The sequence below is a fragment of the Paenibacillus sp. MZ04-78.2 genome, from assembly GCF_024213375.1.
Classification (GTDB): domain Bacteria; phylum Bacillota; class Bacilli; order Paenibacillales; family NBRC-103111; genus Paenibacillus_G.
In genome coordinates this window covers 60,837-85,146 of sequence record NZ_JANAVJ010000005.1, presented here as the reverse complement: position 1 = coordinate 85,146, position 24,310 = coordinate 60,837, and the positions used below count along the sequence as shown (strand labels likewise).

Sequence of the window (24,310 nt, the reverse complement as noted above, 5' to 3'; positions counted from 1 at the left end):
GTATATTCCATTATATTCCTCTATAAACAGAAGAAGCAACCGTGAAGATGGTTACTTCTACTACATGCGCTATTTGCAAAAAATATGTTTGCCGATTTGCTTAACTTGCGGACGGGACCAAATCCACTTGGACGTGGCCGTTACCGGATTGAAATAATATATGCATCCACCGGATGGGTCCGACCCGTTCAGCGCGTCCTGAACCGCTTTTCGGGACGTTTCGTTCGGCGTCAGCCATATTTGTCCGTCCGCTACAGCCGTAAAGGCTCCTGGCTGGAAAATAACGCCCGAGACCGTATTCGGAAAGCTTGGCGATTTGACGCGATTGAGAATAACGGCGGCAACGGCGACTTGACCGATGTACGGCTCCCCGCGCGCCTCGCCGTGTACCGCATTCGCCATCAATTTCAGGTCCTCTTCGGATAGTCCGAGACGGTTGGAGCGCGGTATACCTGCGTTCGCCGGCGGCGCAGCGCTTTCGGGCGCGACTCCGCCTTCGGCGGGTTGCCCTTTACCGGCGCCGGCTACCCAAGGAGGCAGCTCTTCGGCTTTGGCCTTCCACCCTTTCGTGGCTTCCCACAGCTTCAGCTTCGTTTTGTCCCCGGCGATGCCGTCGACATTCAACCCGAATTCGGATTGGAACCACTTGAGCGACTTTAAGGTCTGATAGCCGAAATCGCCATCCACCTTGCCGTAATAAAACCCGAGATGCTTCAAACGACCTTGGAGCTCGTAGACGTCGGCTGTGCCGGACGCTCCGTAGCGGATTTCGTTCTTGCTGAATGTCTGCTGCACCTTCAGATGCTGCTTGATCTGAAGTCCGGCGAACAGAATAAATACCAGGCCAAGCGTAATGAAGATCAATCGTTTATTCATTCTGGCAACCTCACCTTTCCCGCCTTCGTTGCGGCAACCTTTTTAAGGTTATTATGAGAAAGGGAGTCAGCTTCTATTCAGCCTAAACTGGGAATCGTTGGGCCTGACTAACGTATCTGCAGCCGCTCAGGAGCTCATTCGGTTCATTTGATACTGCTCAAGCGACATCAAGACTTCACGCGGCTTGCTGCCCTCGTACGGACCTACAATACCACGCGCTTCCATCGTATCGATCAACCGGGCGGCACGCGTATAACCGACGCGCATACGGCGCTGCAGCAGAGATACGGACGCTTGCTTCGCTTCCAGAATAATTTGGACCGCCTGATCGTACAATTCGTCCTCAAACGTTTCCATCTCTTCCTGCTTATCCTCGACATGCGGAACCATGTCTTCCACGTATTCCGCCTGCCCCTGCGTCCGGACGAAGCCGACGACCGATTCGACCTCCTGGTCGGAGAGGAAGGCTCCCTGGACCCGGACAGGCTTCGAAGCGCCCATCGGCAAGTAAAGCATATCCCCACGGCCAAGCAGCTTCTCCGCGCCCGCAGAATCAAGAATTGTCCGCGAATCTACCTGCGAGGAGACGCCGAAGGCGATCCGCGAAGGAATGTTCGCTTTGATGACGCCGGTAATGACATCGACCGACGGCCGCTGCGTAGCAATGATGAGGTGGATGCCTGCGGCGCGCGCCATCTGGGCGAGGCGGCAGATCGCATCCTCCACGTCGTTGGCCGCAACCATCATCAGGTCGGCCAACTCGTCCACGATGACGACGATATAAGGCAGCGGCGCTCCCGTCTGCATTTCCACCAGCATCGAGTTGTAGCCTTCGATATTGCGCGTACCGCTCTTGGAGAAAAGCTCGTACCGCTTTTCCATCTCGACGACGACTTTTTTGAGCGCAAGCGAGGCCCGCTTCGGATCGGTCACAACCGGAGCCAGCAGGTGCGGAATGCCGTTGTACACGTTCAGTTCGACCATCTTCGGGTCGATCATCAGAAATTTGACTTCATCTGGCTTTGCTTTATAAAGAACGCTTGTGATGATCCCGTTAATACAAACCGATTTTCCCGAGCCGGTCGCGCCCGCAACGAGTAAGTGCGGCATCCGTGCGAGATTGCCGACGATCGGCTGCCCGGAAATATCGCGCCCCAGCGTGATCGACAATTTGGACGCCGCGTCCTGAAAGGCCGGGCTTTCCATAACTTCGCGCATCGTGACCACGGATACCTCGGAATTCGGCACCTCGATCCCGATGGCCGACTTGCCCGGAATCGGCGCTTCCATACGGATATCCTTCGCAGCCAAGGCAAGGGCAATATCATCCGTCAAGCTGACGATGCGGCTCACCTTTACGCCGACGTCCGGCTGAATTTCATACCGGGTAACCGCGGGGCCGCGGACGACTTCCAGCACCTTGGCGCGCACGCCAAAGCTTTCAAGTGTCGCCTCCAGCTTGCGGGCAACCGCCTTGTAATCCAGCGAGTCGTTTCCTTTGCCCGAAGCGGGCTTGGCCAGCAGCTGCAAGGAAGGCAACTCGTACGGGATAGCAAGCGGTTTGTTTTTGATATCAAAATTGTTTGATCCTTCCGCTCCTTCTTGCTTATTGGCCGCCGAGTCAGGTTTTCGGTCTGTGACATTTTCGGCAGAAGCGGAACTGTCGGATGTTCGCGCCGTCTCCTGATGAACCTGCTCTTGAAAGTCGCGGATCACCGGGATGGCCGGGTCGTGCTCTTTCTCGTTAGGAATTTTCTGCTCCGGGAAGCCGGGATCGTTGTCGAACGAATCGGGAACCGCCGAATAGACCGTGACCGCCTCATCTTCCGCTTCCGGTTGAACGCGCCCCTTTTTCGGCTTGCCTTCCGTCTTGCTCTTCTCCTGCGGTTCAGACGGATTAAGCAGCTCGAGGAACAGGCTGCGCATTTTTCCCGGCTTCCGTCCCTTGCGCTCCGGCTTCAACGTCTCCTCGTCGAACTCGTCCTCCGGAGGCGGCACGTGGACGGTTGCAACGGACGGCTTCTTCTTGCGCTGCGCGCTCGCGGCCGCCTTCGCACGGCTTCTTTCCAGCAGCTTGCGCTTTATGTATTGACCAAGCAGTGTCTCGGCAAACGGCTTGCGGCTGCTAATTTTGTTCATAATATCGCCGACCGACAATCCCGTAATGAGAATGAATCCTACGACGAACAGCGTGTATTGAATCAGACTGGCGCCCAGGTTGCTGAACAAAAAGCGCAGCACCGCGTAGAGCACCGCCCCGATCATTCCCCCGCCGACGCCGTCGGTCAGGATCGCCACTCCTTTGTTCGTCGGATTCAATCCATCCACCATGCTTGCCCAAGTTTGGGACAGCACTTGGCCTTCCGTGAAATTCCTATTCGGGTAAAGCTGCGAGAACAGACTGATATGGCTCATCAGCAGCAGCGACAGGATGATCAGAAGCACCCCGAGCTTGCGGTGCGTCCGCCAAATCGGCCATTCCCTCTTCATCATCGCGTACAATCCGGCGTATATAAACACGAGCGGAATAATAAAATCCCAAGTTCCGATCACAAACCGAAACAAATAGGTTAACGAACGGGCTACCGAACCTTCGCGGGATAAAGCGATGATCGAAAAAATCAAAATAACGATACCGTACAGTTCAAATTTGAGATTTGATTTGATTCCCTTGCCCTTTTTCCTTTTCCTGGCCAAGACGCTCACCCCCGAGCCTTCATTATACCATAAACTGGGGTGAAGCTAAACGAAAAATGCGAAAATATATTCCCCTCCAGCAAATAAAGAGCCGGGAAAAGCAACGAATCGCTGCGCAGCTCCCTTTATTCGCCGGATTCCCGGATCATCGGCTGAAACTCAATCATTCGCCCTGGAGCGTATTGGGGGTTCAAAAAATCCTGCGGATTGCAGCTGATCAGCCGGACGATCTTAGCTTGCTGCCCGTTAACCGGTTCAACCTGCATCCTGACCCCATTCATCACAATATCGACGGTAGACGATTTCATCGCTTCGATTCCTTCATAGACGGTTTCCAGCGGCAGTATCGAATAATGAATCATTGGATCATACCTCCCCCATTGTTGGCGCGCCGCTCGTCGATCAAGGCGTTGAGCTTACGGAGGGCTTCCCCAATACCGCCCAGCGAGTCGATGAGTCCGTATCGGACCGCATCCGCACCGATGACCGTCGTGCCGATGTCGCGCGTTAGCTCGCCCGTTTTGAACATCAGTTCTTTGAATTTGTTCTCGTCTACCCGGGAATGCCGTGTGACGAACCGGATGACCCGTTCCTGCATTTTGTCCAAATATTCAAAGGTCTGCGGTACGCCGATCACCAGACCGTTCAGACGGATCGGATGAATCGTCATCGTTGCGGTTTCGGCAATAACCGAATAATTGGCCGAGACGGCAATCGGAACTCCGATGCTGTGCCCGCCGCCAAGCACAAGCGTTACCGTCGGCTTGGACAACGTAGCAATCATTTCGGCGATTGCCAGCCCGGCTTCCACATCTCCGCCTACCGTATTCAAAATAATAAGCACGCCTTCGATTTTCGCGTTCTGCTCCGCGGCTACAAGCTGCGGTATCAAATGCTCGTATTTAGTCGTTTTGTTTTGCGGCGGCAGAACGATATGACCCTCGACCTGCCCGATAATGGTCATACAAAAAATATTGGATTCGGTGGTAGGCGCGGCTGTCTGCCCCAGCTGCTGAATCGCGTCGACCGTTGCGCTTTTGCGTCCTTCTTCCGTCGTCGGCGCTTGGGGCGGCTGCACCGGCTGCTGCTCTTGCTTATCGTTGGATTGCATGAAAGAACATCCCTCCATTAGCTGAAATGTCCTTGTTAGTATGGTGCAGTCGGCCAAAACTATGCGGGGCGCCGAGTACGGATATACGGAAAAAGACCGCGTAAAGCGCTGGGAATATATCCCCCCGCTTACGTGGTCTTTACAAAACGCTTCTTATTCCACTTTATCCTCAAGTGAGTTCGTATGACTGGTGGGAAGTTTTACACTTCCATGATGATTGGCAAAATCATCGGTCTTCTTCGGGTTTGTTCATATAAAAATCGGCCGAGCGCGTCTTTGACATGGGTTTTGAGCGAAGCCCATTCATTGACATTTTCACTCATTAAGCGATGGAGCGTGCTTGTCACGATCCGGTTCGCTTCTTCCAGCAATCCTTCCGACTCCCGCACGTATACGAAGCCGCGGGAGATGATGTCCGGACCGGACAGAATCGTCCCATCCTGCTTGCTGAGCGTTACGACGACGACCAGAATGCCGTCTTGGGACAACAGCTTGCGGTCGCGCAGCACAATATTGCCGACATCGCCGACACCGAGTCCGTCGATGAGCACGTTGCCTGCCGGCACTTTGGAGCCTTTGCGGGCGACGCCGTCCTGAATTTCCACCGTATCGCCGTTATCCACGATAAAAATATCTTCGCGCGCGATGCCGACCGACTCGGCAAGCATCCCGTGCTGACGAAGCATCCGGTACTCTCCGTGAATCGGGATAAAATATTTCGGACGCATAATATTCAGCATCAGCTTTAATTCTTCCTGGCTGCCGTGTCCGGATACGTGTACCCCGGTGATCGAGCCAGGCCCGTAAATGACATGCGCGCCAATGCGCATCAGTTCGTCCACCGTCCGCCCTACATACCGCTCATTTCCGGGAATCGGCGTAGCGGCGATGATAACGGTGTCGCCGGGTAAAATGTCCATCTTGCGATGCGTGGAGCGGGCCATCCGTGTCAGTGCCGACATCGGCTCGCCCTGAGACCCTGTAGATAGAATGGCTACGCGGTCGGCCGCGAGTTTGTTCACTTCCTCCGGTTCGATCAGCATGCCATCCGGAACATGCAAGTAGCCCAATTCGCTGGCGATACCCACAACATTTACCATGCTCCGCCCGATTACGGTCAGCTTGCGGCGGGTCGATTCGCACGCGTCAATGACCTGCTGAATCCGGTGAATGTTGGAAGCGAAGGTTGCGATAACGACACGCTGCTTCGCTTTGCGGAATACGTCTTCGATTTCCGTGCCTACGCTGCGCTCCGAACCGGTATAGCCCGGACGCTCCGCATTCGTACTATCCGATAGCAATGCAATGACGCCTCTGCGGCCGATCGCTGCCATCTGGTGAAGATCCGCGTACTGTTCGTTGACCGGCGTCTGATCGAACTTGAAGTCGCCGGTATGCACCACGTTGCCTTCCGGCGTTTCCAAGCATACCCCTACCGAGTCGGGAATACTATGGTTCGTCTTAAAGAACGTGGCGGTCATGCAGCCGAGCTTCAATTCGGAATCAGCCGTAATAACGATCCGTTTCGTTTCCCCGAGCAGATTCGCTTCCTTCAGCTTCATCTCGATCAGACCCATCGTCAGCCTCGTCCCGTACACCGGAACGTTCAGGTGCTTAAGAACGTAAGGCAAACCGCCAATATGGTCCTCGTGGCCGTGTGTAATAACGATTCCGCGCACTTTATCGCGATTTTCCGTCAAGTAAGAAATATCGGGAATGACAATATCGATCCCGAGCATATCTTCCTCCGGAAATTTCAAGCCGCAGTCTACAACTACAATATCGTTCGCATATTGAACGACATACATGTTCTTCCCGATTTCACCCACGCCGCCCAGGGCAAAAATCGTTAATTTGTCTATATTTTTTTTGGACAAGTAACTAAACCTCCTCAATGTAATTGACGACGATTTCCATATGATTATTCAAAACCAAATTTTAACCGCACCAGTCACTTGACATCATTATACATGAAAAAAATGACTCTTTACAAGTGAGCCGGTCAACTCGGCTATCCCCTGCGTAAAGCGTATTATTCCCAAAACAAGAAAACCGATGCCGCAGGGCACCGGTTGTCACGTGAAGCTTATGCAAAAAGCGAAGCGATAAATTGTTTTTCTTGTTCCGTAGCGTCCACAAGCGGCAGGCGAACCCCGCCTACGCGCAGTCCCTTCAAGTTAAGCGCATGCTTGACCGGAGCCGGGCTCGGTACGCGATGAGGGCATAAGAACAGCCCGCGGAACACCGGAAGCAGTTGACCATGAAGCCTCGCGGCCTCTTTTACTTCGCCCTGCAAGTAGCAATCGATCATCGTTTTCATTTCTTTGCCGATCACATGGCTCGCAACGCTGACGATTCCCCGCGCTCCGACCGCCAAAGCGGGGAGCGTGGCGCTATCGTCGCCGCTGTAGACCAGAAAGCCCGGAGCGGCGCCGGTAATGATCTGCGTCAACTGGTCCGTATCCGCGCAGTCCTTCGTCGCTACGATGTTCGGAATGTGCGACAAACGAATCGTCGTTTCCGGATCGATATTGACACCGGTCCGCCCGGGCACGTTATAAAGGATGATCGGGATGTTAACCGACTCGGCAATGGCTTTGTAATGCTGATACAGTCCTTCTTGCGAAGGCCGATTATAGTACGGCGCCACCAGAAGCAGCGCATCGACACCCAACTTTTCAGCCGCTTGCGACAAATGAATAGAATGAGCGGTATCGTAGCTGCCGGTCCCTGCAATAATTTTGCAGCGGCCGCGCGCGTGCTTTACAGCCCGTTGAAAACTTTCGAGCTTCTCTTCTTCCGTTAGCGTAGGAGATTCGCCGGTTGTGCCACAGATGACGAGACTGTCGCTTTGCTGCTCCTCAATCAAGTAGTCCATCACGTTCTCAAATTGCGTCCAGTCGATGTTAAGCTTATCATCGAACGGCGTAACCATAGCGGTTATCATTGTGCCAAAATCCACGTGTTGTCTCCTCCTAAAACATTATGCGTTATCTATGGAGCTCGAATTTGCGGTGCAGCGCACGGACGGCTTTGACCATGTCGTCACCTTGCACCAATACCCAGATAGTCGTATTCGAATCGGCAGATTGCAGAATTTGGATGTCCTCTTCCGTAAGCGCTTCGACAATGTGGGCCATGATGCCGGGTACACCGTTCATTCCTGCCCCAATGATCGATACTTTCGCGCAGTTCGGCGTGATGTGCGGCGTATAGCCGAGTCCCTGAAGCGTTTCGGCTGCCCGCTCCGCCTCATGGTCAAAGACCGTGTACACGACGCCGGATGGGTTGACGTTAATAAAATCGACGCTGATCCGCTGCCGTGCCATCGCTTTAAACACGTTAAGCTGAAGATCGTAGCTGCCTTCCTGAGGCGCTACCCGAATTTGCGAGATATTCGGTACGTGAGCGATGCCTGTAACAAACCGGTCCTGTACGGCGCCTGATTCGTTCCGAAGCGCGTCGGCATGCGTAACAAGCGTTCCTTTATCCTTGGAAAACGTGGAGCGCACTCTTACCGGAATTCCGGCATTCATAGCGACTTCTACCGCTCTGGGATGTATGACCTTCGCGCCTAAATGCGCCATGTTGCAGATTTCCATATAAGAGACGACCGAAAGCGGTCTTGCTTCCTCCACGATCCGCGGATCTGCCGTCAAAATACCGCTCACATCCGTGAAAATTTCGACGAGCTCCGCATTTAAAGCCGCTCCAAGCGCGGTAGCCGACGTATCGCTTCCGCCCCTCCCGAGCGTTGTGAAGTCGCGTGTCGCCGTCTCGCCTTGAAAGCCGGCGACGATGACGACGTTCCCCTGCTCCAGCAGTTCCAGCATCCGACCCGGCCGAATCGAGACGATTTGGGCATTGCCGAATTCGTCGTTCGTTAAAATTCCTGCCTGCGCGCCGGTTAAAGCAACAGCAGGAATCCCCTCGGCGTTCAGTAAGCTGCACAGCGTAGCGGCCGAGATGAATTCGCCGCAGCATAGCAGCATATCTCTTTCGCGCGCAGGCAGCGTATTTCCATTTTGACCAATCCAATCCAGTAGCGTGTCCGTTGCGTAAGGCTCTCCTCTGCGACCCATAGCCGAAACAACAACAACCGTTTTGTATTCTTGATTCAAAGCGTCTTGGATGTGTTCAATAACGTGTGTTCTAGCCTCGGCTGTGGAAAGAGATGTGCCTCCGAATTTTTGCACCAAGATCCTCAAGTGATCTCTCCCCTTATCCATGTGCCATAGTGAATAGCAAAATTCTGGCTTCCTGAGTGTCTCAGAAAGCCAGTCTAGTTTCATTTATTGCTGCTCGATCGCGATGTATTCGGCAATTTGAACGGCGTTCCAAGCCGCTCCCTTGAGCAGGTTGTCGGATACGATCCACAGATTGAGGGCTCGCGGGTTGCTAAGATCGCGGCGAATACGGCCGACGAACGTTTCCAGCTTACCTGCCGCTTCCGTAGCCAGCGGATACAGTTGTTCGGCAGTGTTATCCTGTACGATGATCCCTGGTGCGTCGGCCAGCAGGCGTTTCACCTCTTCGATGTCGAAATCTTGCTTAAGCTCGACATAAACCGATTCGGAATGGCCGTAAACGACCGGAATCCGCACGCAAGTCGTGGTAACTTCCAGCGTGTCGTCACCCATGATTTTTTTCGTTTCGTTGATCATTTTCATTTCTTCGTAAGTAAAGCCATTGTCCACAAATTTGTCGATTTGCGGAATAGCGTTGAATGCGATTTGATGCTTGACCGGCAAAGAGCCTACCGGCAAAATTTGCGGCTCCACAGCGTTTCCTTCCAGCACTTCGCGAGACTGGCGAAGCATTTCGTTAATCGCGCTGGCGCCCGCGCCAGATACCGCTTGGTATGTGGAAACGATGATGCGGGAAATGCCGAAACGGTCGTAAAGCGGCTTCAACGTCTGCACCAGTTGAATCGTGGAGCAGTTCGGGTTGGCAATGACGCCTTTGTGGTCGCTGACTTTGTCGATATTTACCTCAGGCACGACAAGCGGCGTTTCTGGGTCCATCCGGAACGCGCTGGTATTGTCGATGCACACAGTTCCGTGCTTGATCGCTTCCGGAATCAATGCCCGGCTGACGTCGCCTCCTGCGCTGAACAAGGCAATGTCCACGCCTTTGAAGCTGTCAGGCGTTGCTTCTTCAATCGTCACTTCACGGCCTTTGAACTGAAGTTTCTTGCCTGCGGACCGGGCCGAGGACAAGAGCTTCAGCTCTTGGATGGGGAAATTCCGTTCAGCCAGCAAACGGAGGATCTGTTCTCCTACGGCACCTGTCGCGCCTACTACTGCGACGTTAAACAACTTTTGATTCGACATGTATTGTCCTCTCCCCTAAAGAATAAATGATAAAAAATGCAGGATCAGTAATGAAACCGTTCAATCAGCATCGGCTGCAGCTGCTTGCCCTGAAGGGCTGCCTCGCAAGCTTCCATGATCAAATCCATGCGCGCTACAAGCGAATTCGGCTTGACATTCGGCGCATCCTGTCCAAACGGGACGAAATAAATGTTTTTGGTAATCAGCAGCTTGCCGATATTCGTGGCGTTCAGTCCCAATCCGTCATTTGTCGAAATCGCCAGCACAAGCGGTCTCCCGTTGCGCATCTGCGCTTTAGCCGCCATCAGCACGGGACTATCCGTCATCGCGTTCGCAAGCTTGCTGGTCGTATTCCCGGTACAGGGAGCAATCACCATTATGTCGAGGAGTTTCGAAGGACCGAGCGGTTCTGCATCTACAATTGAAGAAATAATATCATTTCCTGTGATCTCTTTCAACTCTTTTCGCCAATTTGCCGATGTGCCGAAGCGCGTGTCCGTGGTCATGATCGTATTGGATACGATGGGCACGACTTTGGCCCCGGCATCGACAAAGCGCCGGATTTGCGGCATCGTTTCGGCAAACGTGCAGTGAGACCCGGTCAACGCGAAGCCCACTGTCAGTTGATCCCAATTCATTCCCCGTTCCTCCTTCGTCTTGCGTCCTCCATGATGATGCGGGTCAGCGTATCGGCAATGATACGCCCGGCGGTTTTCGGAGCGACAATGCCGGGCAGCCCCGGCGCAAGCATCGCCTTCACCCCGCGTTTTTCGGCATAGCGGAAATCGGTTCCGCCCGGCTTGGAGGCTAGATCGATAATAATGGCGCGATGCGGGATATTGGCGATGACTTGAGCGGTGACCACCATGGCCGGGATGGTGTTGAACAGCAAATCCACTTGAGATACGTGGGAGATCAGCTCTTGGGTGAAAAAGGGGTTCATTCCCATCTCGATCGCGCGGGCGTAATATTCAGGTTTGTTGACGCCTACCTTGACTTTCGCGCCCATGCCTTGCAGCGTGCGGGCAAGCGTTGCTCCGGTTCTTCCGAAGCCAAGCACCATGGATTCCGAGCCGTGAATGGTGATATCCGTGTTCTGAATTGCCATCATCACCGCGCCTTCGGCTGTCGGAATGGAGTTGTAAATGGCCACATCGTCACGGTCGAACAATTCGATCAGCCCGATGCCTTCGTTCGAGCATAATTCGCGTAAGTACGGTTTGGCCATGCCCGTAAAGACGATGGCATGTTTCGGCAGAGCAGCTATATGTTCATGGGTAAGTCGCAATTCCTTGGATGAAAACAGACTGTCCACATTTCCTTGATCGTCCGTCCCAACAGCAGGCAAAATGACGGCATCCAAAGCAACAAGCGCTTCGGGCGTCAATTCTGCCTTGGTAATCCCGCTTGAACCGTTCTGCAAATTATCAAAGCCGAACAAAACGACGGATGCGTCGAGTTCGGAGCATTTTTGAATCACCTCGAGCTGCCTGGCATCGCCGCCGATCAACGCTATTTGAATCCCGGTCAGCATTCATTCTCACCTCTTTCCATGTCGCTCTCGATAAATCATCTTATGCGACAGCCCAAAGATGGGTTCCAGCAGATCAAGCCCCCAAACGCTGGCAGTACACATCGTTCGATGGCCAACAAAAAAACGCTCTTCCGTCAGGCCGAATTGCCGGCCTGCGGAAAAGCGCTTTGCTTGTCCGTCTTCCTTATTTTGTTCCCGTGTGCCCGAAGCCGCCCGCTCCGCGTTCCGTCTCGTCCAGCTCGCTTACCTCGGTCAGCGTAATGAGCGGCACCGTTTGGAACACCATTTGCGCGATGCGCTCGTTACGGTTGATGGTGAACGTTTCTTTGCCATGATTGATCAGCAGTACCTTGACTTCGCCGCGGTAATCGGCATCGATCGTGCCCGGCGTGTTCAAGGATGTGATCCCGTGTTTAAAAGCAAGCCCGCTTCGTGGACGAATCTGGGCTTCCAGCCCTCCCGGCATGGCAAGCGAAAATCCGGTCGGAATGAGCGTCCGTTCGCCCGGTCCGAGATCGACCGGCTCGCTTACAGCCGCATACAGATCGAAACCGCTAGCAAGCTCGGACATTTTTTGCGGCAGCGCGATATCCTCGTTCCCCGGCAGCCGTTTAATGAACACTTCGATTCGTTCAGACAAGCTGATCCCTCCTAAATCCAGCGATGGCATCATTCGTCTGCCCGACCATAGCCAGTGCGAACGGCACGGACAGCATTTCCGCCGTCAGCGCTTGAATATGCTCCATCTCCACACTCTCGATACGTTGTATCATTTCATCCAGATTGTAATGTCGGCCGAGCATCAGTTCATTTTTCCCGATCCGGTTCATCCGGCTGCTGGTGCTCTCCAAGCTTAAAATCAAGCTGCCCTTCATCTGTTCCTTGCCCTTCTTCAGCTCGGTCGGGGTCAATCCCTTCTCCTTGATGTCGGCCAGCAGCTCCAGCGTCACCTTAAGCACTTCTTCGGTCTGCTTAGGCGCCGTACCGGTATAGACGGTAAACAGGCCGCCGTCCTGGTAGGAAGAATGATAGGAATATACCGAGTAGGCCAGCCCGCGTTTCTCGCGAATTTCCTGGAATAACCGGGAGCTCATGCCGCCTCCGATCGCATTGTTCAGCAGGATCATCGCATACAGCCGGTCGTCCTTCGCAGCCAGCCCGGGCAGCGATAAACAAATATGATTTTGCTCGGTTTTCTTCTGGTGATACTCGGGATCGCTCCGGAACGCCAAAGGCTCAAGCGGGGCCTGCGAGCCCGCATTCGCGAAGCTGCCGAAATGCTTCTCGATCAAGCCGACGACATCGTCGTTAATGTTGCCGGCGATGCTGATAACCGTATTCGCAATCGTATAGTGCGACTTCATGTACGCCACGAGCGTATCGGAGGACATCGCCGCCAGATTGCTTTGCGTGCCGATGATGGTACGTCCGAGCGAATGCCCGCCGAAAGCGGCCCGGGCAATCAGATCATGCACCATATCGTCCGGGGTATCTTCATACATCGCGATTTCTTCATAGATGACATTTTTTTCTTTTTCTAATTCCGCCTCATCGAATACCGAACCGAAAAACATATCGGAGAGCACTTCCACCGCGAGCGGCAGATGCTCGTCCAGCACCTTGCAGTAATAGCATGTGTACTCCTTGGAAGTGAAGGCGTTCACGTTGCCTCCGATGCCGTCGAAAATTTCGGCGATATCTTTGGCGGAGTATTTTTCCGTGCCCTTAAAGAGCATATGCTCGATAAAATGCGAAATGCCGTTGTTCGTCTCGTTTTCACTGCGCGATCCGGTTTTGACCCAGATGCCGAAAGCAACGGAGCGGCACGTCGGAATTTTCTCGATGACGAGCCGCAGTCCGTTAGTTAGTGTGTATTTGTCCAAACGCTTTAAGCCTCCTCAGTACGGCGAAGTCTTGATTCCTCTGCATTTAGGTATAACATTCTGATATTACCATTATTGTCCGGCGGACTCAACCTTCGGAACCCGCGCGGGCGAGATAACCTCGCTGACGGTGCCCAAAGACAGCCCTTTGGCCCGGATGGCGCGAATCATGCCCTGCAGCGCGGCGCTGCTCGAAGACGTAGGATGCGTCAGGATCAGCGAGCCGGGCTCGATCCGTGTAGCTACTTTATGCACGATGGAAGAAGGCTCCGGCTTTTTCCAATCAAGCGTATCGATCGTCCACAAAATGGTGCGCAGGTTCATCTCGTGCGCGACGTCTACGGTCATTTGATTGTAATCGCCCGAGGGCGGGGCAAATAGACGATTCTGCGCGCCCAATTCCTGCTTCAGCATCGTCTCGGTCTTGCTGATTTCGGCAGCGGTTTGCGTCCGGCTGAGCTTGCTCATGTCCCGGTGAGAGTAGGCATGGTTGGAGACTTCATGCCCTTCCTCCATAATTTTGCGGGCGGTCGGAATATTTTTTTTCAGCCACATCCCGTCGAAAAAAAAGGTCGCATGCACCTGCTCCTTACGGAGAACGTCCAGCATTTGCGGCAAATACTCGTCGCCCCACGCCACGTTGATCATGAGCGCTGCCATCGGCTTCGCCGGGTTGCCCTTATAGATCGGATTCGGTCCGAGTTGATCCAGATCGACTTGAGGCGGCACTTCGCGGAACACGAGCTGCGGCGTTTCCGGAAACGACTGCCGCTCCGCCAGCTCCAGCGACTTCTCGACATCGACCTCCAGCCCGTTGTACCCCGGTATCGCTTTCCAGACGCGGTCGATCTTGGCGTTCACCGGCGGTATATTGCGCTTCGCCGCCTCGGCCCTGATTTTCTCAAGCACTCTGGCCCGCCGCTCTCCCCCTTCGTCGCTCCATGCCCTAAGCGACAGCAGAGAAGACAGCGTCCGTGTATCGTCTGCAGCCCGTTCATGACCGTTCCTCTCTCTGGCATGCTGTACGAATCGGTCGACCGCCGGAGAGAACTGTAAGCCGAGCAGCAGCGCTCCAAAGCATAATGACGCAGCTAACCATCGGTTGCGATTCATGCCCATTCTCCTGTCCACACCTGTTTGTCCCCATCTTATGCCATGCAGGACAGGTTTAGACCATCGTAGAGAGAGCACCGCAGCTGAAATCCGGATTTTTGGGCAAACAAAAAAGAGACAGACTGCTCTGGCTCTTTCTGCAACAAGTGTTAAATTAGGTTTGGGCTGGAACTTGCGCCGTCAACAACGCTTTACGCGACAAATTGACACGGCCTTGGTTGTCGATCTCCGTTACTTTCACGGTAATCGTATCGCCGATCTTGACGACATCTTCCACCTTGCCTACGCGCTCGGTCGACAATTGGGAAATGTGCACCAAGCCTTCTTTGCCCGGCAAAATTTCGACGAAGGCGCCGAACTTTTCGATCCGCTTCACGGTGCCGAGATACGTCTCCCCGACGATGACCTCACGGACGATACCTTCGATGATTTGACGCGCTTTTTCGTTCATCTCACTGTTGGACGAAGCAATGAAGACGCGGCCATCCTGCTCGATGTCGATTTTTACACCGGTTTCTTCGATGATCTTGTTGATGATTTTGCCGCCTGCTCCGATAACATCGCGGATCTTGTCCGGGTTGATTTGCATCGTGACGATTTTCGGCGCATAAGGCGACAGGTCCGATTTCGGCTGCGAAATGCGATCCAGCATTTTGTTCAAAATGTGCATGCGGCCTTTTTTCGCCTGCTCCAGCGCATCCGTCAAAATGGCCCGGTCGATGCCGTCGATTTTGATATCCATCTGCAGCGCAGTAACCCCTTTGGCGGTACCGGCCACTTTAAAGTCCATATCTCCGAGGTGGTCTTCCATCCCCTGAATGTCGGCCAAGATCGAGTAATGCTCCCCGTCTTTGATCAGACCCATAGCTACGCCCGCTACCGGAGCTTTGATCGGAACGCCTGCATCCATCATCGCCAGCGTGCTCGCGCAAATGCTCGCCTGCGAAGTCGAGCCGTTCGATTCCAGCACCTCGGAAACCAGACGGATCGTATAAGGGAAATCGACTTCAGAAGGAATAACCGGCTCCAGCGCGCGTTCGCCGAGCGCCCCGTGTCCGATTTCGCGCCGTCCCGGCGCACGCAGCGGTCGGGCTTCGCCTACGCTGAACGGCGGGAAATTGTAATGATGCATAAACCGCTTCGATTCTTCCAGGCCGAGACCGTCGAGAATTTGCACGTCGCCGAGCGCTCCGAGCGTACATACGCTGAGTGCCTGCGTTTGGCCGCGGGTAAACAAACCGGAGCCGTGCGTACGCGGCAGCAGGTTGATGTCGCATTCGATCGGTCTGATTTCGTCGAGCCCGCGTCCATCCGGACGAACTTTATCGTGCGTAATCAAGCGGCGCACTTCTTCTTTCACGATATCGTACAGCGTTTCTTTGACGTCGGCCATTTTCTCCGGCGTTTCGGCGTAGACCGCGGCAAAATGCTCCTTCGCTTCGCTGTTAATCGCGTCGATCGCATCTTGTCTTGCATGCTTCTCCGGAATTTTGACCGCTTCCACCAAACGGGCTTGAGCGAATTCGCGAACCGCTTGATTCACGTCGCTCTCGACGCTGTGAAGCTTGACTTTCATTTTCGGCTTGCCGACTTCCTGTACGAGTTGTTCCTGCACGGCAACGATTTTGCGGATTTCGTCATGACCGAACATGATCGCTTCCAGCATCACTTCCTCCGGCACTTCTTCCGCACCGGCTTCGACCATCATGATAGCATCCTTCGTACCTGCCACGACGAGGTGGATATCGCTTTTCTCCGACTGCTCGACGGTCGGGTTAATGACGAACTGCCCGTCCACCCGTCCGACAATGACTCCGCCCACCGGTCCGTTAAACGGCACGTCGGAAATGCTGAGCGCTGCGGAGGTTCCGATCATGGCCGCAATTTCCGGCGCGCATTCCTGATCCACACTCATGACGATCGAAACGATCTGCACGTCATTGCGGAAGCCTTCCGGAAACAACGGACGAATCGGACGGTCCGTCAAACGGCTGGACAAAATCGCTTTTTCACTGGGACGTCCTTCCCTTTTAATAAAGCCTCCGGGGATTTTGCCTACCGAATAAAGACGCTCCTCATAGTTCACGGTTAGAGGGAAAAAATCCAAATCTTTCGGCTCGGCGGAAGCCGTTACCGTACAAAGCACGACGGTTTCGCCGTAACGAGCAACGACAGCGCCGTTTGCCTGCTTCGCCAGACGTCCGGTTTCTAGAATCAACGGACGTCCGCCGAGATCCATCTGCACTTGTTTCTCCATATTCAACCTCCTCAATTTTCGTTCAAAGCTTTTGAAATTTCATACCCGGATTTCGTTATGTACAATTATTCAATCGAAGCCGGGTCCCGCACTACCGCCATTGCCTGGCAACCAATCAGGGCAGACTTGCCTCCAGATCGCCAAAGCGCCGGTCTTCCTTAACCATTCTGCATATTAGTCAGTATTTCCTGCTTTTTATGAAAATAGTAACTCAAAAGTACAGCTTGTGCAGTGAGCGGCAACGACAGTATCCCGATATTTTAAAAAAGCAACCCCGCAGCCCGTGCATCCGTACGCCAGGCGTTCCAGCGTGCACAAAGGACAAACGTGGTTGCTTTAGTTGTAAGGCTAAATTAACGGCGCAGACCGAGTTTTTCGATCAAAGCGCTGTAGCGTTTGACGTCCTTGTTTTTCAAGTACGTCAGAAGCTTACGGCGTTGGCCGACCATTTTGAGCAGACCGCGACGAGAATGATGATCTTTCTTGTGCGTCTTCAAGTGGCTGGTCAGGTTCACGATGTTTTCCGTAAGAATTGCAACTTGCACTTCAGGAGATCCTGTGTCGCTTTCATGCGTCTTATGCGTTTGGATCAGTTCCTGCTTGCGTTCTTGTGTCAATGCCATGATTGAGTCACCTCCGAAAATAATAAGTATATCCCCTGTAGCCCAGAGACCGATGGAGTGCTCGATTCTCCATGCCAAGGTTCATGCGATGTCCTGAATTCCTCATGCGACAGCATGTTGAATCGACAACGTTTCATAGTATACCATAGTTTGTTTATAAAAGTAAAATAAAATTACGAGTTTTGAATCATTTTCCGAGCCGCAAGGATCGAACGCGCTTGATCCGCATCTTGACCGATCTGGGAAATCAGTTCTTGAACCGAAGCGAATCTCCGTTCTTCGCGAATAAACGCGAGCAGTTCCACCTGTACGTTCTCTCCGTAGATCGTTTCGTGAAAATCGAACAAATGCGCCTCCAACGCGGGCTGCGTCAGACCGGTGGCGAAGGTAGGCTTCACCCCGATATTCATGACCCCGCCTACTTTGCGCCCCCCGACAGTGACCTGTACGGCATAGACACCATTGGCCGGAATAACGTAAGGCTGGCTCACCTCAAGATTCGCGGTCGGGAAACCGATGGTACGGCCGCGCCCGTCTCCGTGCACGACCGTCCCTTCCAGCCGGTAAGGCCGGGCAAGCAGCGCATTCGCTTCGGCAATATCACCACGCAGCAAGCATTCGCGAATCAACGTACTGCTGACTTTCTCGCCGTTTCGGTGAAACGGACGAACCACCTCGATCGAAAATCTCCCCTTGGCCAAATCACACAGCGTATCCGGCGTCCCTGCACCCTTGTAGCCGAAGGTGAAGTCAAATCCGACGAAAACCGTACTGACCTTCATCGGCACAAGCATGTGCTCGACAAACTGTTCGGGCGTGACGCGCATAAACGATTCGCTGAAATCCACGACATAAGTCGCATCGACCTGAAGCTGCCGCAGCAATTCCTGCTTGGCCGCGAGCGGCGTAAGCAGCTTGGTGTATTTGTCCATCCCGAGCACTTGTCTGGGATGCGGATGAAACGTCATGATGGCAGCCGGCAGTTGAAGCTCAGCCCCGCGTTCGACCGCCCTCCGGATCACTTCCCGGTGACCGAGGTGAACGCCGTCGAAATCCCCGATCGCCAGCACCTTGGCGGAATCGTCCGGACGACCGTCCTGCGGCAGCGGATACGATAGCTGTACCGTTTCCATGGATGTGTCTTTCACCTACATTTCTTTGGTGCGTTTGACCGCTCAAGCTCAAGAAAATATTTTGACCGGCAGCAGCAATTCCGGTTCCGAATCCCATTCAAAAAGCCCGATTAACGCGCCCGTTTCTTCCGCGAAGCAGGCGACCGCCCGCTCGCCGGTGGACGAAAAGCCGTTTAATGCAGCCTTCTGCCCTTCGCTGACGCGAATCTTCTGGCCCTGCAGCGCCTTCTGTGCTTGAACGGAAGAAAGCCGGACGGACGGCAAATGGGCAACCGCTTGCTCCATCGGAATCAACCGCCCGGCAAGCTCTCCATTTTTGTGGAGAGTTTCGATCTGTTCAAGCGTCAAGCATCGTTCCGGCCCGATATGTCCGGTCGAGATTCGCACCAGCTCCGCCATAACGGCAGGTACGCCGAGAGCTTGTCCGATATCCGCACACAGCGTGCGAATATACGTTCCCTTGGAGCAATCGACGCGAAACTTGACTTGCGGATAATCTCCAGACCAGTCCGTCTCCAGCACTTCGATGCCGTAAATGGTGACCGTCCGGGACTTCCGCTCCACTTGAACGCCCTGCCGCGCCAACTCATACAACCGTTTGCCGTCCACCTTGACGGCAGAATACATCGGCGGCACCTGTTCGATGTCGCCGACAAAGCGTAAAACCGCCGCAGTCACTTGTTCCGGCGTCAACCGTTCTCCAAGCCGCTCCGCCCGCTCCAGTACTTCCCCCGACAAGTCCTCCGTATCGGTGGCAAGTCCCAAAAGCAGCGTCGCTTCGTACGCCTTCGGCAGCTCCTGGATGTACTCGACAAGCCGGGTCGCCCTGCCGATGCAAAGCGGCAGGACGCCTGTCACTTGGGGATCAAGCGTTCCCGTATGGCCGATCCGCTTGATTCTAACGATGCGGCGCACTTTGGCCACCACATCGTGGGAGGTAAAGCCTTTCGGCTTCCACACGGGCAAAATACCTTCCAATTCCGTTGTCATGCGAGCGCCATCCCTACTTCCCGAACGACTCGCTCAACCGCTTCGGACAGCGAACCGCGAATCGTACAACCGGCTGCTTTGACATGCCCGCCGCCGCCGAATTTTTGGGCAATTGCCGCGACATCGGCCAAGCCACCGGAACGGAAGCTGACTTTAACGATTCCTGGCTCTTTTTCCTTAAACAGCATGCCGACTTCAACCCCTTCGACATTGCGGGCATAGTTGACGAGTCCGTCCATATCTTCGCCGGATGCACCGGTAGCGGACAAATCGTCCAAAGTGACGGACAGCCAGGCAACCTTGTTGTCAAGGGCAAAGGACAACGTATTGAGGCTTCGCTTCAGCAAGCATACCTGACCGAGCGTCATCGTTTCGAGCAGCCTTTCGGCAAGCTCGTGCCCCTTCACACCGCGCGCCAGCATATCTGCCGCAATCTGCATCACTTTCGGCGTCGTATTGGAATAACGGAAGCCTCCCGTATCGGTCAGCAAACCGGTGTAAATACAATCGTTCAGCTCCGGCGTGAACTCCAGATTCAGCTCCAGCGCGAGATCGTACAGCACTTCCACGGTAGCCGCGGCATCGGAGCGCACCAGATTCACGGTTCCGAATCCGTCATTGGTGGCATGATGATCGATGTTCAGCAGCTTCCGCTCCGGCTCGAAGCATTCGCTCACCGAGCCGATTCGTCCGAAATCCGCGCAATCAACCGAGATCACCGCCGCGAACTTGCGTTCGGGCGGTGCTTTCTCGTATTCGATGACCGCATGAGGCCCGGCCATGTACATGAACTTGTCCGGGATTGGGCCTTCGTTGATCAGCGTGAACCGTTTGTTTAGCGACTGCAGCATCCAAGCGACCGCAAACGTGGACCCGGCGGCATCGCCATCGGGCTGCACGTGGGCTACGACCAGAAAATCATCCTGCTCGCGGATAAACCCGGCCGCCGCTTGAAGCTGAACGGCATATCCCGCTGCAGTCATGCTTCCGAATTCCCGTCGTTAATTTGGTGAATGAGCGTTTCGATCTTGCTGCCGTAATCGATCGAGGCGTCGAACTTAAACAGCAGATCCGGAATTTTGCGCATCCGAATTCGTTTGCCGAGCTCGGAGCGGATAAACCCGGTGCCGCGGGCGAGTGCCTTCAGCGTTTCTTCCTTCTGTTCGTCGCTGCCGAGCACGCTCAAGTATACTTTGGCCTGGGAAAAATCATTCGTCACATCGACGCCGGTCACGGTAATGAAACCGATGCGCGGGTCTTTCAGTTCAGATTGAATGATCTGGCTTAATTCCTTCTTGATTTGTTCCCCGACTCTGCCCACGCGAATTTTTGCCATAGCGGATCACCTCTCTACAGTTTCCATAACGAAGGCTTCAATCGTGTCTCCCTCTTTAAGATCATTAAAACGCTCCAAAGATATACCGCATTCGTAGCCTTGCGCCACTTCTTTCGCATCATCCTTGAATCGTTTCAGCGAGTCGATCTTGCCTTCGAATACGACGATTCCGCTGCGGACAATCCGTACTTCGGCGGAGCGGACGATTTTGCCGTCCGTCACCATGCAGCCCGCAATCGTGCCGACCTTGGACACTTTAAAGATATTGCGGACTTCAGCATGCCCGATAACGACTTCTTTATATTCCGGATCGAGAAGCCCCTTCATCGCTTGCTCGATTTCTTCCATCACTTTGTAAATGATGCTGTGCAGACGAATATCGACTTTTTCTTGCTCCGCGGTATTTTTCGCTTGCGGTTCAGGACGGACGTTAAAGCCGATGACGATCGCATTGGAGGCCGATGCCAAAATAACGTCGGACTCGGTGATCGCCCCTACGCCGCTATGCAAAATTTTAACGCGCGCGCCTTCGACATCGATTTTCTCCAAGGAGCCTTTAAGCGCCTCGGCAGAACCTTGAACGTCCGCTTTAATGATGACGTTAAGATCCTTGACTTCGCCTTCTTTAATCTGTTTGTACAAATCGTCCAGCGTAACGCGGGCGTTTGCTCCCATCTCGGATTGACGCAGCGTGATTGCACGCTTCTCGGCGATATCTCTCGCTTTGCGCTCGTCCTCGAAGACCAGGAACGGATCGCCAGCTTGAGGCACTTCTGTCAAACCGGTAATTTCCACCGGCGTCGAAGGCCCGGCTTCTTTCAGCTTGCGTCCTTTATCGTTTATCATGGCCCGCACACGTCCGAAGCAGACGCCTGCGACGAAGCTGTCGCCCACTTTAAGCGTACCGTGTTGGATCAAGACGCGCGCCACCGGCCCTTTGCCTTTATCCAGCTCGGCCTCGATGACCGTTCCTCTGGCACGCTTGTTCGGATTGGCTTTTAGCTCCTGCACTTCGGATACAAGCAAAATCATATCGAGCAGATTTTCCAGCCCGATCCCTTGCTTCGCGGAAATGTTGCAGAAAATCGTATCGCCGCCCCACTCTTCGGGAACAAGCTCGTACTCGGTCAACTCTTGCTTGACCCGGTCCGGGTTCGCATCCGGCTTATCGATTTTGTTCACCGCAACGACAATCGGCACTTTCGCCGCTTTGGCGTGACTGATCGCCTCGACCGTTTGCGGCATGACGCCGTCATCGGCAGCAACCACAATAATGGTGATATCCGTTACCTGTGCGCCGCGGGCACGCATGGACGTAAACGCTTCGTGACCCGGCGTATCGAGGAACGTAATCTTTTTGTTGTGCGTTTCTACTTGGTAAGCGCCGATATGCTGCGTGATACCGCCCGCTTCGCCTTCGGTAACGCTTGTCTTGCGGATCGCATCAAGCAGCGTCGTTTTACCGTGGTCGACGTGACCCATGATGGTCACCACCGGAGGACGCTCCATCAGATCCGCTTCTTCGTCCTGTTCTTCGAATTGTTCGAATTTGTCTTCCTCGACCGGAATTTTCAATTCAACTTCCACGCCGTATTCGGACGCAAGCAGTTGGATCGCATCCAGTTCAAGCTCCTGATTGATGGTCGCCATGACGCCGAGGAACAGAAGCTTCTTAATGACTTCGGAAGCGTCCTTATGCAGCACTTTGGCCGTCTCGCCTACGGTCATCGTTCCGCGCACGATAATTTTCTTCGGCGTATTGTCGATCTTCGGTTTCGGCGGCTCCTGATTCCTGCCACCCCGACCTTGGGCTTTACCGCGGTTTTGTTGACCCCTTCCACCGCCACCCCGGTTATCTTCAAAGCGTTTATTGTTATTCGGTTTCGGAGGAATGGACGCCTGGCGGTTGCGGTCGTTATTGCGCTGCTCGAAGCCTCCGCCTTTGCGTTGATCCGGCCGCTGGCCCTGCTGACCTCCGCCTTGGCCTACACGATTACCACCGCCTTGGCCTCCTTGACCTTGACCTTGACCTTGACCTTGGCCGCCGCGATAGCCGCCGCCTTGGCCTCCTTGACCCTGGCCTTGACCGCCGCGATAGCCGCCGCCTTGGCCTCCTTGACCCTGGCCTTGACCGCCGCGATAGCCGCCGCCCTGGCCGCCTTGACCTTGACCTTGGCCGCCGCGATAGCCGCCGCCTTGACCTCCTTGGCCTTGACCTTGGCCGCCGCGATAGCCGCCGCCTTGACCTCCTTGGCCTTGACCTTGACCTTGACCGCCGCGATAGCCGCCGCCTTGGCCTCCTTGACCCTGACCTTGACCTCCACGATTGCCACCGCCTTGGCCTCCTTGGCCACCGCGATTGCGATCTTGTCCCTGGCGATCCCCTTGACGGGGCTGGCCTTGACCTTGACGGCCTTCGCCGCCTTGACCTTGCGGTCTGTTTTGTCCCTGACCGTTGTTTTGCATAGGTGCAGCCGATTGGACTTGCGTCGTTTGCGGGCGCTGTTCCGGCTTCGGCTGCGCCGCTACGGTTTGTTGATTGGACTCCGGACGATTGGTCGGCTTATCTGTTTTGGCTCCGCCCTCGCTCCGTTTAGCTGCTGCATTGGCTTTAACATCTCTGAAAAATTTCTCTACACTTGACACCGCATCATTCTCCATTACGCTCATATGATTGTTGACCGGAATATCCAGTCTTTTTAATATTGTGATGATCTCTTTACTGCTCATATTCAAAGATTTGGCATATTCGTACACTCTGAGTTTGTCTTTATTGTTGTCTTGTTTCGTCAATACCGTCCACCTCCGTACGATCTAACTGCTTCAACAACATCCGCGCAAATCCCGCATCGTTTACCCCAATGACGACTCGCGCTTCTTTACCGATACTTGCTCCAAGCTGATCCCGACGGCCGTACTGATGGATAGGAACTTGATAATAAATGCACTTATCGTTCACTTTCTTGAAGGTGCCTGCGGAAGCGTCCTCGGCCACGATGACAAGCTTCGTTTCGCCGCTTCGGACCGATTCGATCACCATGTCTTCACCGGTAACCAGCTTTCCCGCCCGCATGGCGAGCCCCAGATTCGAGAAAAATTTGCCGTTATTCTTGTTCATCATCCACCGCATCTTTTCCGGCAATAAATTCGTCTTCCACTTTAATAAAATCCTGCTCGAGAGCATCGTATATATCCGGACTGACCGACGATTTCAGTGCGCGATCCAGCGCACGCGATTTCTTGGCCAGCTTGAAGCAGGATAGTTTACCGCACAAATAGGCGCCGCGTCCGGCTTTTTTTCCCGTCAAATCGATGAGCAATTCATCATTTGGCGTTTTCACCACGCGGATTAGTTCTTTCTTAGGCATCATCTGCTGGCAGGCTACGCATTTACGCAGAGGTATTTTTCTTTGTTTCATCGGAT

At 54.1% G+C, this 24,310-nt stretch carries 22 protein-coding genes; all 22 read right to left on the bottom strand.

What is annotated here, in order from left to right; translation table 11 throughout:
* Window positions 1-69: 69 nt before the first annotated feature.
* Window positions 70-876: a spore cortex-lytic enzyme gene (sleB, locus tag NLX71_RS05935; RefSeq protein WP_254362570.1), complete on the bottom strand. Its 807-nt coding sequence runs from the start codon at window positions 874-876 to the stop codon at window positions 70-72.
* A 126-nt stretch (window positions 877-1,002) separates the two neighbouring features.
* Window positions 1,003-3,573 (bottom strand): FtsK/SpoIIIE family DNA translocase, encoded by a 2,571-nt coding sequence (locus tag NLX71_RS05930; RefSeq protein WP_254362569.1) that lies wholly within the window; start codon window positions 3,571-3,573, stop codon window positions 1,003-1,005.
* 125 nt (window positions 3,574-3,698) lie between these two features.
* Window positions 3,699-3,935 carry a YlzJ-like family protein gene (locus NLX71_RS05925; RefSeq protein WP_254362568.1) on the bottom strand — a complete coding sequence of 79 codons (237 nt, stop codon included), beginning with the start codon at window positions 3,933-3,935 and terminating at the stop codon, window positions 3,699-3,701.
* Window positions 3,932-4,684, bottom strand: coding sequence for a ClpP family protease (locus NLX71_RS05920; protein WP_254362567.1), 753 nt, complete (start codon window positions 4,682-4,684; stop codon window positions 3,932-3,934). Before NLX71_RS05920 ends, NLX71_RS05925 begins: the two co-directional genes overlap by 4 nt.
* Before the next feature lie 200 nt (window positions 4,685-4,884).
* The gene (locus tag NLX71_RS05915) at window positions 4,885-6,561 is read right to left on the bottom strand and encodes a ribonuclease J (protein WP_254362566.1); all 1,677 of its coding nucleotides are present in this window, start codon (window positions 6,559-6,561) and stop codon (window positions 4,885-4,887) included.
* 209 nt (window positions 6,562-6,770) lie between these two features.
* A complete protein-coding gene (gene dapA, locus NLX71_RS05910; RefSeq protein ID WP_254362565.1) occupies window positions 6,771-7,646 on the bottom strand; it encodes a 4-hydroxy-tetrahydrodipicolinate synthase in 876 nt (291 codons plus the stop codon).
* A 28-nt stretch (window positions 7,647-7,674) separates the two neighbouring features.
* Window positions 7,675-8,892: an aspartate kinase gene (dapG, locus tag NLX71_RS05905; RefSeq protein WP_254362564.1), complete on the bottom strand. Its 1,218-nt coding sequence runs from the start codon at window positions 8,890-8,892 to the stop codon at window positions 7,675-7,677.
* 84 nt (window positions 8,893-8,976) lie between these two features.
* Window positions 8,977-10,017 carry an aspartate-semialdehyde dehydrogenase gene (locus NLX71_RS05900; protein WP_254362563.1) on the bottom strand — a complete coding sequence of 347 codons (1,041 nt, stop codon included), beginning with the start codon at window positions 10,015-10,017 and terminating at the stop codon, window positions 8,977-8,979.
* Window positions 10,018-10,061: 44 nt separating this feature from the next.
* Window positions 10,062-10,655 carry a dipicolinate synthase subunit B gene (locus tag NLX71_RS05895; RefSeq protein ID WP_254362562.1) on the bottom strand — a complete coding sequence of 198 codons (594 nt, stop codon included), beginning with the start codon at window positions 10,653-10,655 and terminating at the stop codon, window positions 10,062-10,064.
* The gene (dpsA, locus tag NLX71_RS05890) at window positions 10,652-11,551 is read right to left on the bottom strand and encodes a dipicolinate synthase subunit DpsA (RefSeq protein WP_254362561.1); all 900 of its coding nucleotides are present in this window, start codon (window positions 11,549-11,551) and stop codon (window positions 10,652-10,654) included. The genes NLX71_RS05895 and dpsA overlap by 4 nt, the downstream gene beginning before the upstream one ends.
* A 184-nt stretch (window positions 11,552-11,735) precedes the next feature.
* On the bottom strand, window positions 11,736-12,221 hold the full coding sequence (gene dut / locus NLX71_RS05885; protein WP_254362695.1) for a dUTP diphosphatase: 486 nt from the start codon (window positions 12,219-12,221) through the stop codon (window positions 11,736-11,738).
* Window positions 12,184-13,434 (bottom strand): M16 family metallopeptidase, encoded by a 1,251-nt coding sequence (locus NLX71_RS05880; protein WP_254362560.1) that lies wholly within the window; start codon window positions 13,432-13,434, stop codon window positions 12,184-12,186. The genes dut and NLX71_RS05880 overlap by 38 nt, the downstream gene beginning before the upstream one ends.
* Before the next feature lie 72 nt (window positions 13,435-13,506).
* On the bottom strand, window positions 13,507-14,547 hold the full coding sequence (locus NLX71_RS05875; protein WP_375377890.1) for a polysaccharide deacetylase family protein: 1,041 nt from the start codon (window positions 14,545-14,547) through the stop codon (window positions 13,507-13,509).
* Between the two features lie 154 nt (window positions 14,548-14,701).
* Window positions 14,702-16,804 carry a polyribonucleotide nucleotidyltransferase gene (gene pnp, locus NLX71_RS05870; RefSeq protein WP_254362559.1) on the bottom strand — a complete coding sequence of 701 codons (2,103 nt, stop codon included), beginning with the start codon at window positions 16,802-16,804 and terminating at the stop codon, window positions 14,702-14,704.
* A 353-nt stretch (window positions 16,805-17,157) separates the two neighbouring features.
* Window positions 17,158-17,427: a 30S ribosomal protein S15 gene (gene rpsO / locus NLX71_RS05865; protein WP_010491237.1), complete on the bottom strand. Its 270-nt coding sequence runs from the start codon at window positions 17,425-17,427 to the stop codon at window positions 17,158-17,160.
* Between the two features lie 173 nt (window positions 17,428-17,600).
* Window positions 17,601-18,560 carry a bifunctional riboflavin kinase/FAD synthetase gene (locus NLX71_RS05860; protein WP_254362558.1) on the bottom strand — a complete coding sequence of 320 codons (960 nt, stop codon included), beginning with the start codon at window positions 18,558-18,560 and terminating at the stop codon, window positions 17,601-17,603.
* A gap of 48 nt (window positions 18,561-18,608) precedes the next feature.
* A complete protein-coding gene (gene truB / locus NLX71_RS05855; protein ID WP_254362557.1) occupies window positions 18,609-19,550 on the bottom strand; it encodes a tRNA pseudouridine(55) synthase TruB in 942 nt (313 codons plus the stop codon).
* Entirely contained in the window at window positions 19,547-20,533 is a 987-nt protein-coding gene (locus NLX71_RS05850) for a DHH family phosphoesterase (protein WP_254362556.1), read from the bottom strand. The genes truB and NLX71_RS05850 overlap by 4 nt, the downstream gene beginning before the upstream one ends.
* Window positions 20,530-20,886: a 30S ribosome-binding factor RbfA gene (gene rbfA, locus NLX71_RS05845; RefSeq protein ID WP_254362555.1), complete on the bottom strand. Its 357-nt coding sequence runs from the start codon at window positions 20,884-20,886 to the stop codon at window positions 20,530-20,532. Before rbfA ends, NLX71_RS05850 begins: the two co-directional genes overlap by 4 nt.
* A 6-nt stretch (window positions 20,887-20,892) precedes the next feature.
* Window positions 20,893-23,679 carry a translation initiation factor IF-2 gene (gene infB / locus NLX71_RS05840; RefSeq protein ID WP_254362554.1) on the bottom strand — a complete coding sequence of 929 codons (2,787 nt, stop codon included), beginning with the start codon at window positions 23,677-23,679 and terminating at the stop codon, window positions 20,893-20,895.
* Window positions 23,657-24,004, bottom strand: a complete 348-nt coding sequence (locus NLX71_RS05835) for a YlxQ family RNA-binding protein (RefSeq protein WP_254362693.1) — start codon at window positions 24,002-24,004, stop codon at window positions 23,657-23,659. The genes infB and NLX71_RS05835 overlap by 23 nt, the downstream gene beginning before the upstream one ends.
* A complete protein-coding gene (gene rnpM, locus NLX71_RS05830; protein WP_010491249.1) occupies window positions 23,991-24,305 on the bottom strand; it encodes an RNase P modulator RnpM in 315 nt (104 codons plus the stop codon). The genes NLX71_RS05835 and rnpM overlap by 14 nt, the downstream gene beginning before the upstream one ends.
* Window positions 24,306-24,310: the final 5 nt, after the last annotated feature.

Bases quoted from the DNA above. Each gene is read 5' to 3' on its own strand.
- NLX71_RS05860 (WP_254362558.1), bottom strand. From the start codon at position 18,560: ATGGAAACGGTACAGCTATCGTATCCGCTGCCGCAGGACGGTCGTCCG.
- rnpM (WP_010491249.1), bottom strand. From the start codon at position 24,305: ATGAAACAAAGAAAAATACCTCTGCGTAAATGCGTAGCCTGCCAGCAG.
- dpsA (WP_254362561.1), bottom strand. From the start codon at position 11,551: ATGCTGACCGGGATTCAAATAGCGTTGATCGGCGGCGATGCCAGGCAG.
- NLX71_RS05925 (WP_254362568.1), bottom strand. From the start codon at position 3,935: ATGATTCATTATTCGATACTGCCGCTGGAAACCGTCTATGAAGGAATC.
- rpsO (WP_010491237.1), bottom strand. From the start codon at position 17,427: ATGGCATTGACACAAGAACGCAAGCAGGAACTGATCCAAACGCATAAG.
- sleB (WP_254362570.1), bottom strand. From the start codon at position 876: ATGAATAAACGATTGATCTTCATTACGCTTGGCCTGGTATTTATTCTG.
- NLX71_RS05850 (WP_254362556.1), bottom strand. From the start codon at position 20,533: ATGACTGCAGCGGGATATGCCGTTCAGCTTCAAGCGGCGGCCGGGTTT.
- NLX71_RS05835 (WP_254362693.1), bottom strand. From the start codon at position 24,004: ATGAACAAGAATAACGGCAAATTTTTCTCGAATCTGGGGCTCGCCATG.
- rbfA (WP_254362555.1), bottom strand. From the start codon at position 20,886: ATGGCAAAAATTCGCGTGGGCAGAGTCGGGGAACAAATCAAGAAGGAA.
- NLX71_RS05895 (WP_254362562.1), bottom strand. From the start codon at position 10,655: ATGAATTGGGATCAACTGACAGTGGGCTTCGCGTTGACCGGGTCTCAC.
- NLX71_RS05920 (WP_254362567.1), bottom strand. From the start codon at position 4,684: ATGCAATCCAACGATAAGCAAGAGCAGCAGCCGGTGCAGCCGCCCCAA.
- pnp (WP_254362559.1), bottom strand. From the start codon at position 16,804: ATGGAGAAACAAGTGCAGATGGATCTCGGCGGACGTCCGTTGATTCTA.
- NLX71_RS05900 (WP_254362563.1), bottom strand. From the start codon at position 10,017: ATGTCGAATCAAAAGTTGTTTAACGTCGCAGTAGTAGGCGCGACAGGT.
- dut (WP_254362695.1), bottom strand. From the start codon at position 12,221: ATGCCATCGCTGGATTTAGGAGGGATCAGCTTGTCTGAACGAATCGAA.
- NLX71_RS05875 (WP_375377890.1), bottom strand. From the start codon at position 14,547: ATGAATCGCAACCGATGGTTAGCTGCGTCATTATGCTTTGGAGCGCTG.
- truB (WP_254362557.1), bottom strand. From the start codon at position 19,550: ATGACAACGGAATTGGAAGGTATTTTGCCCGTGTGGAAGCCGAAAGGC.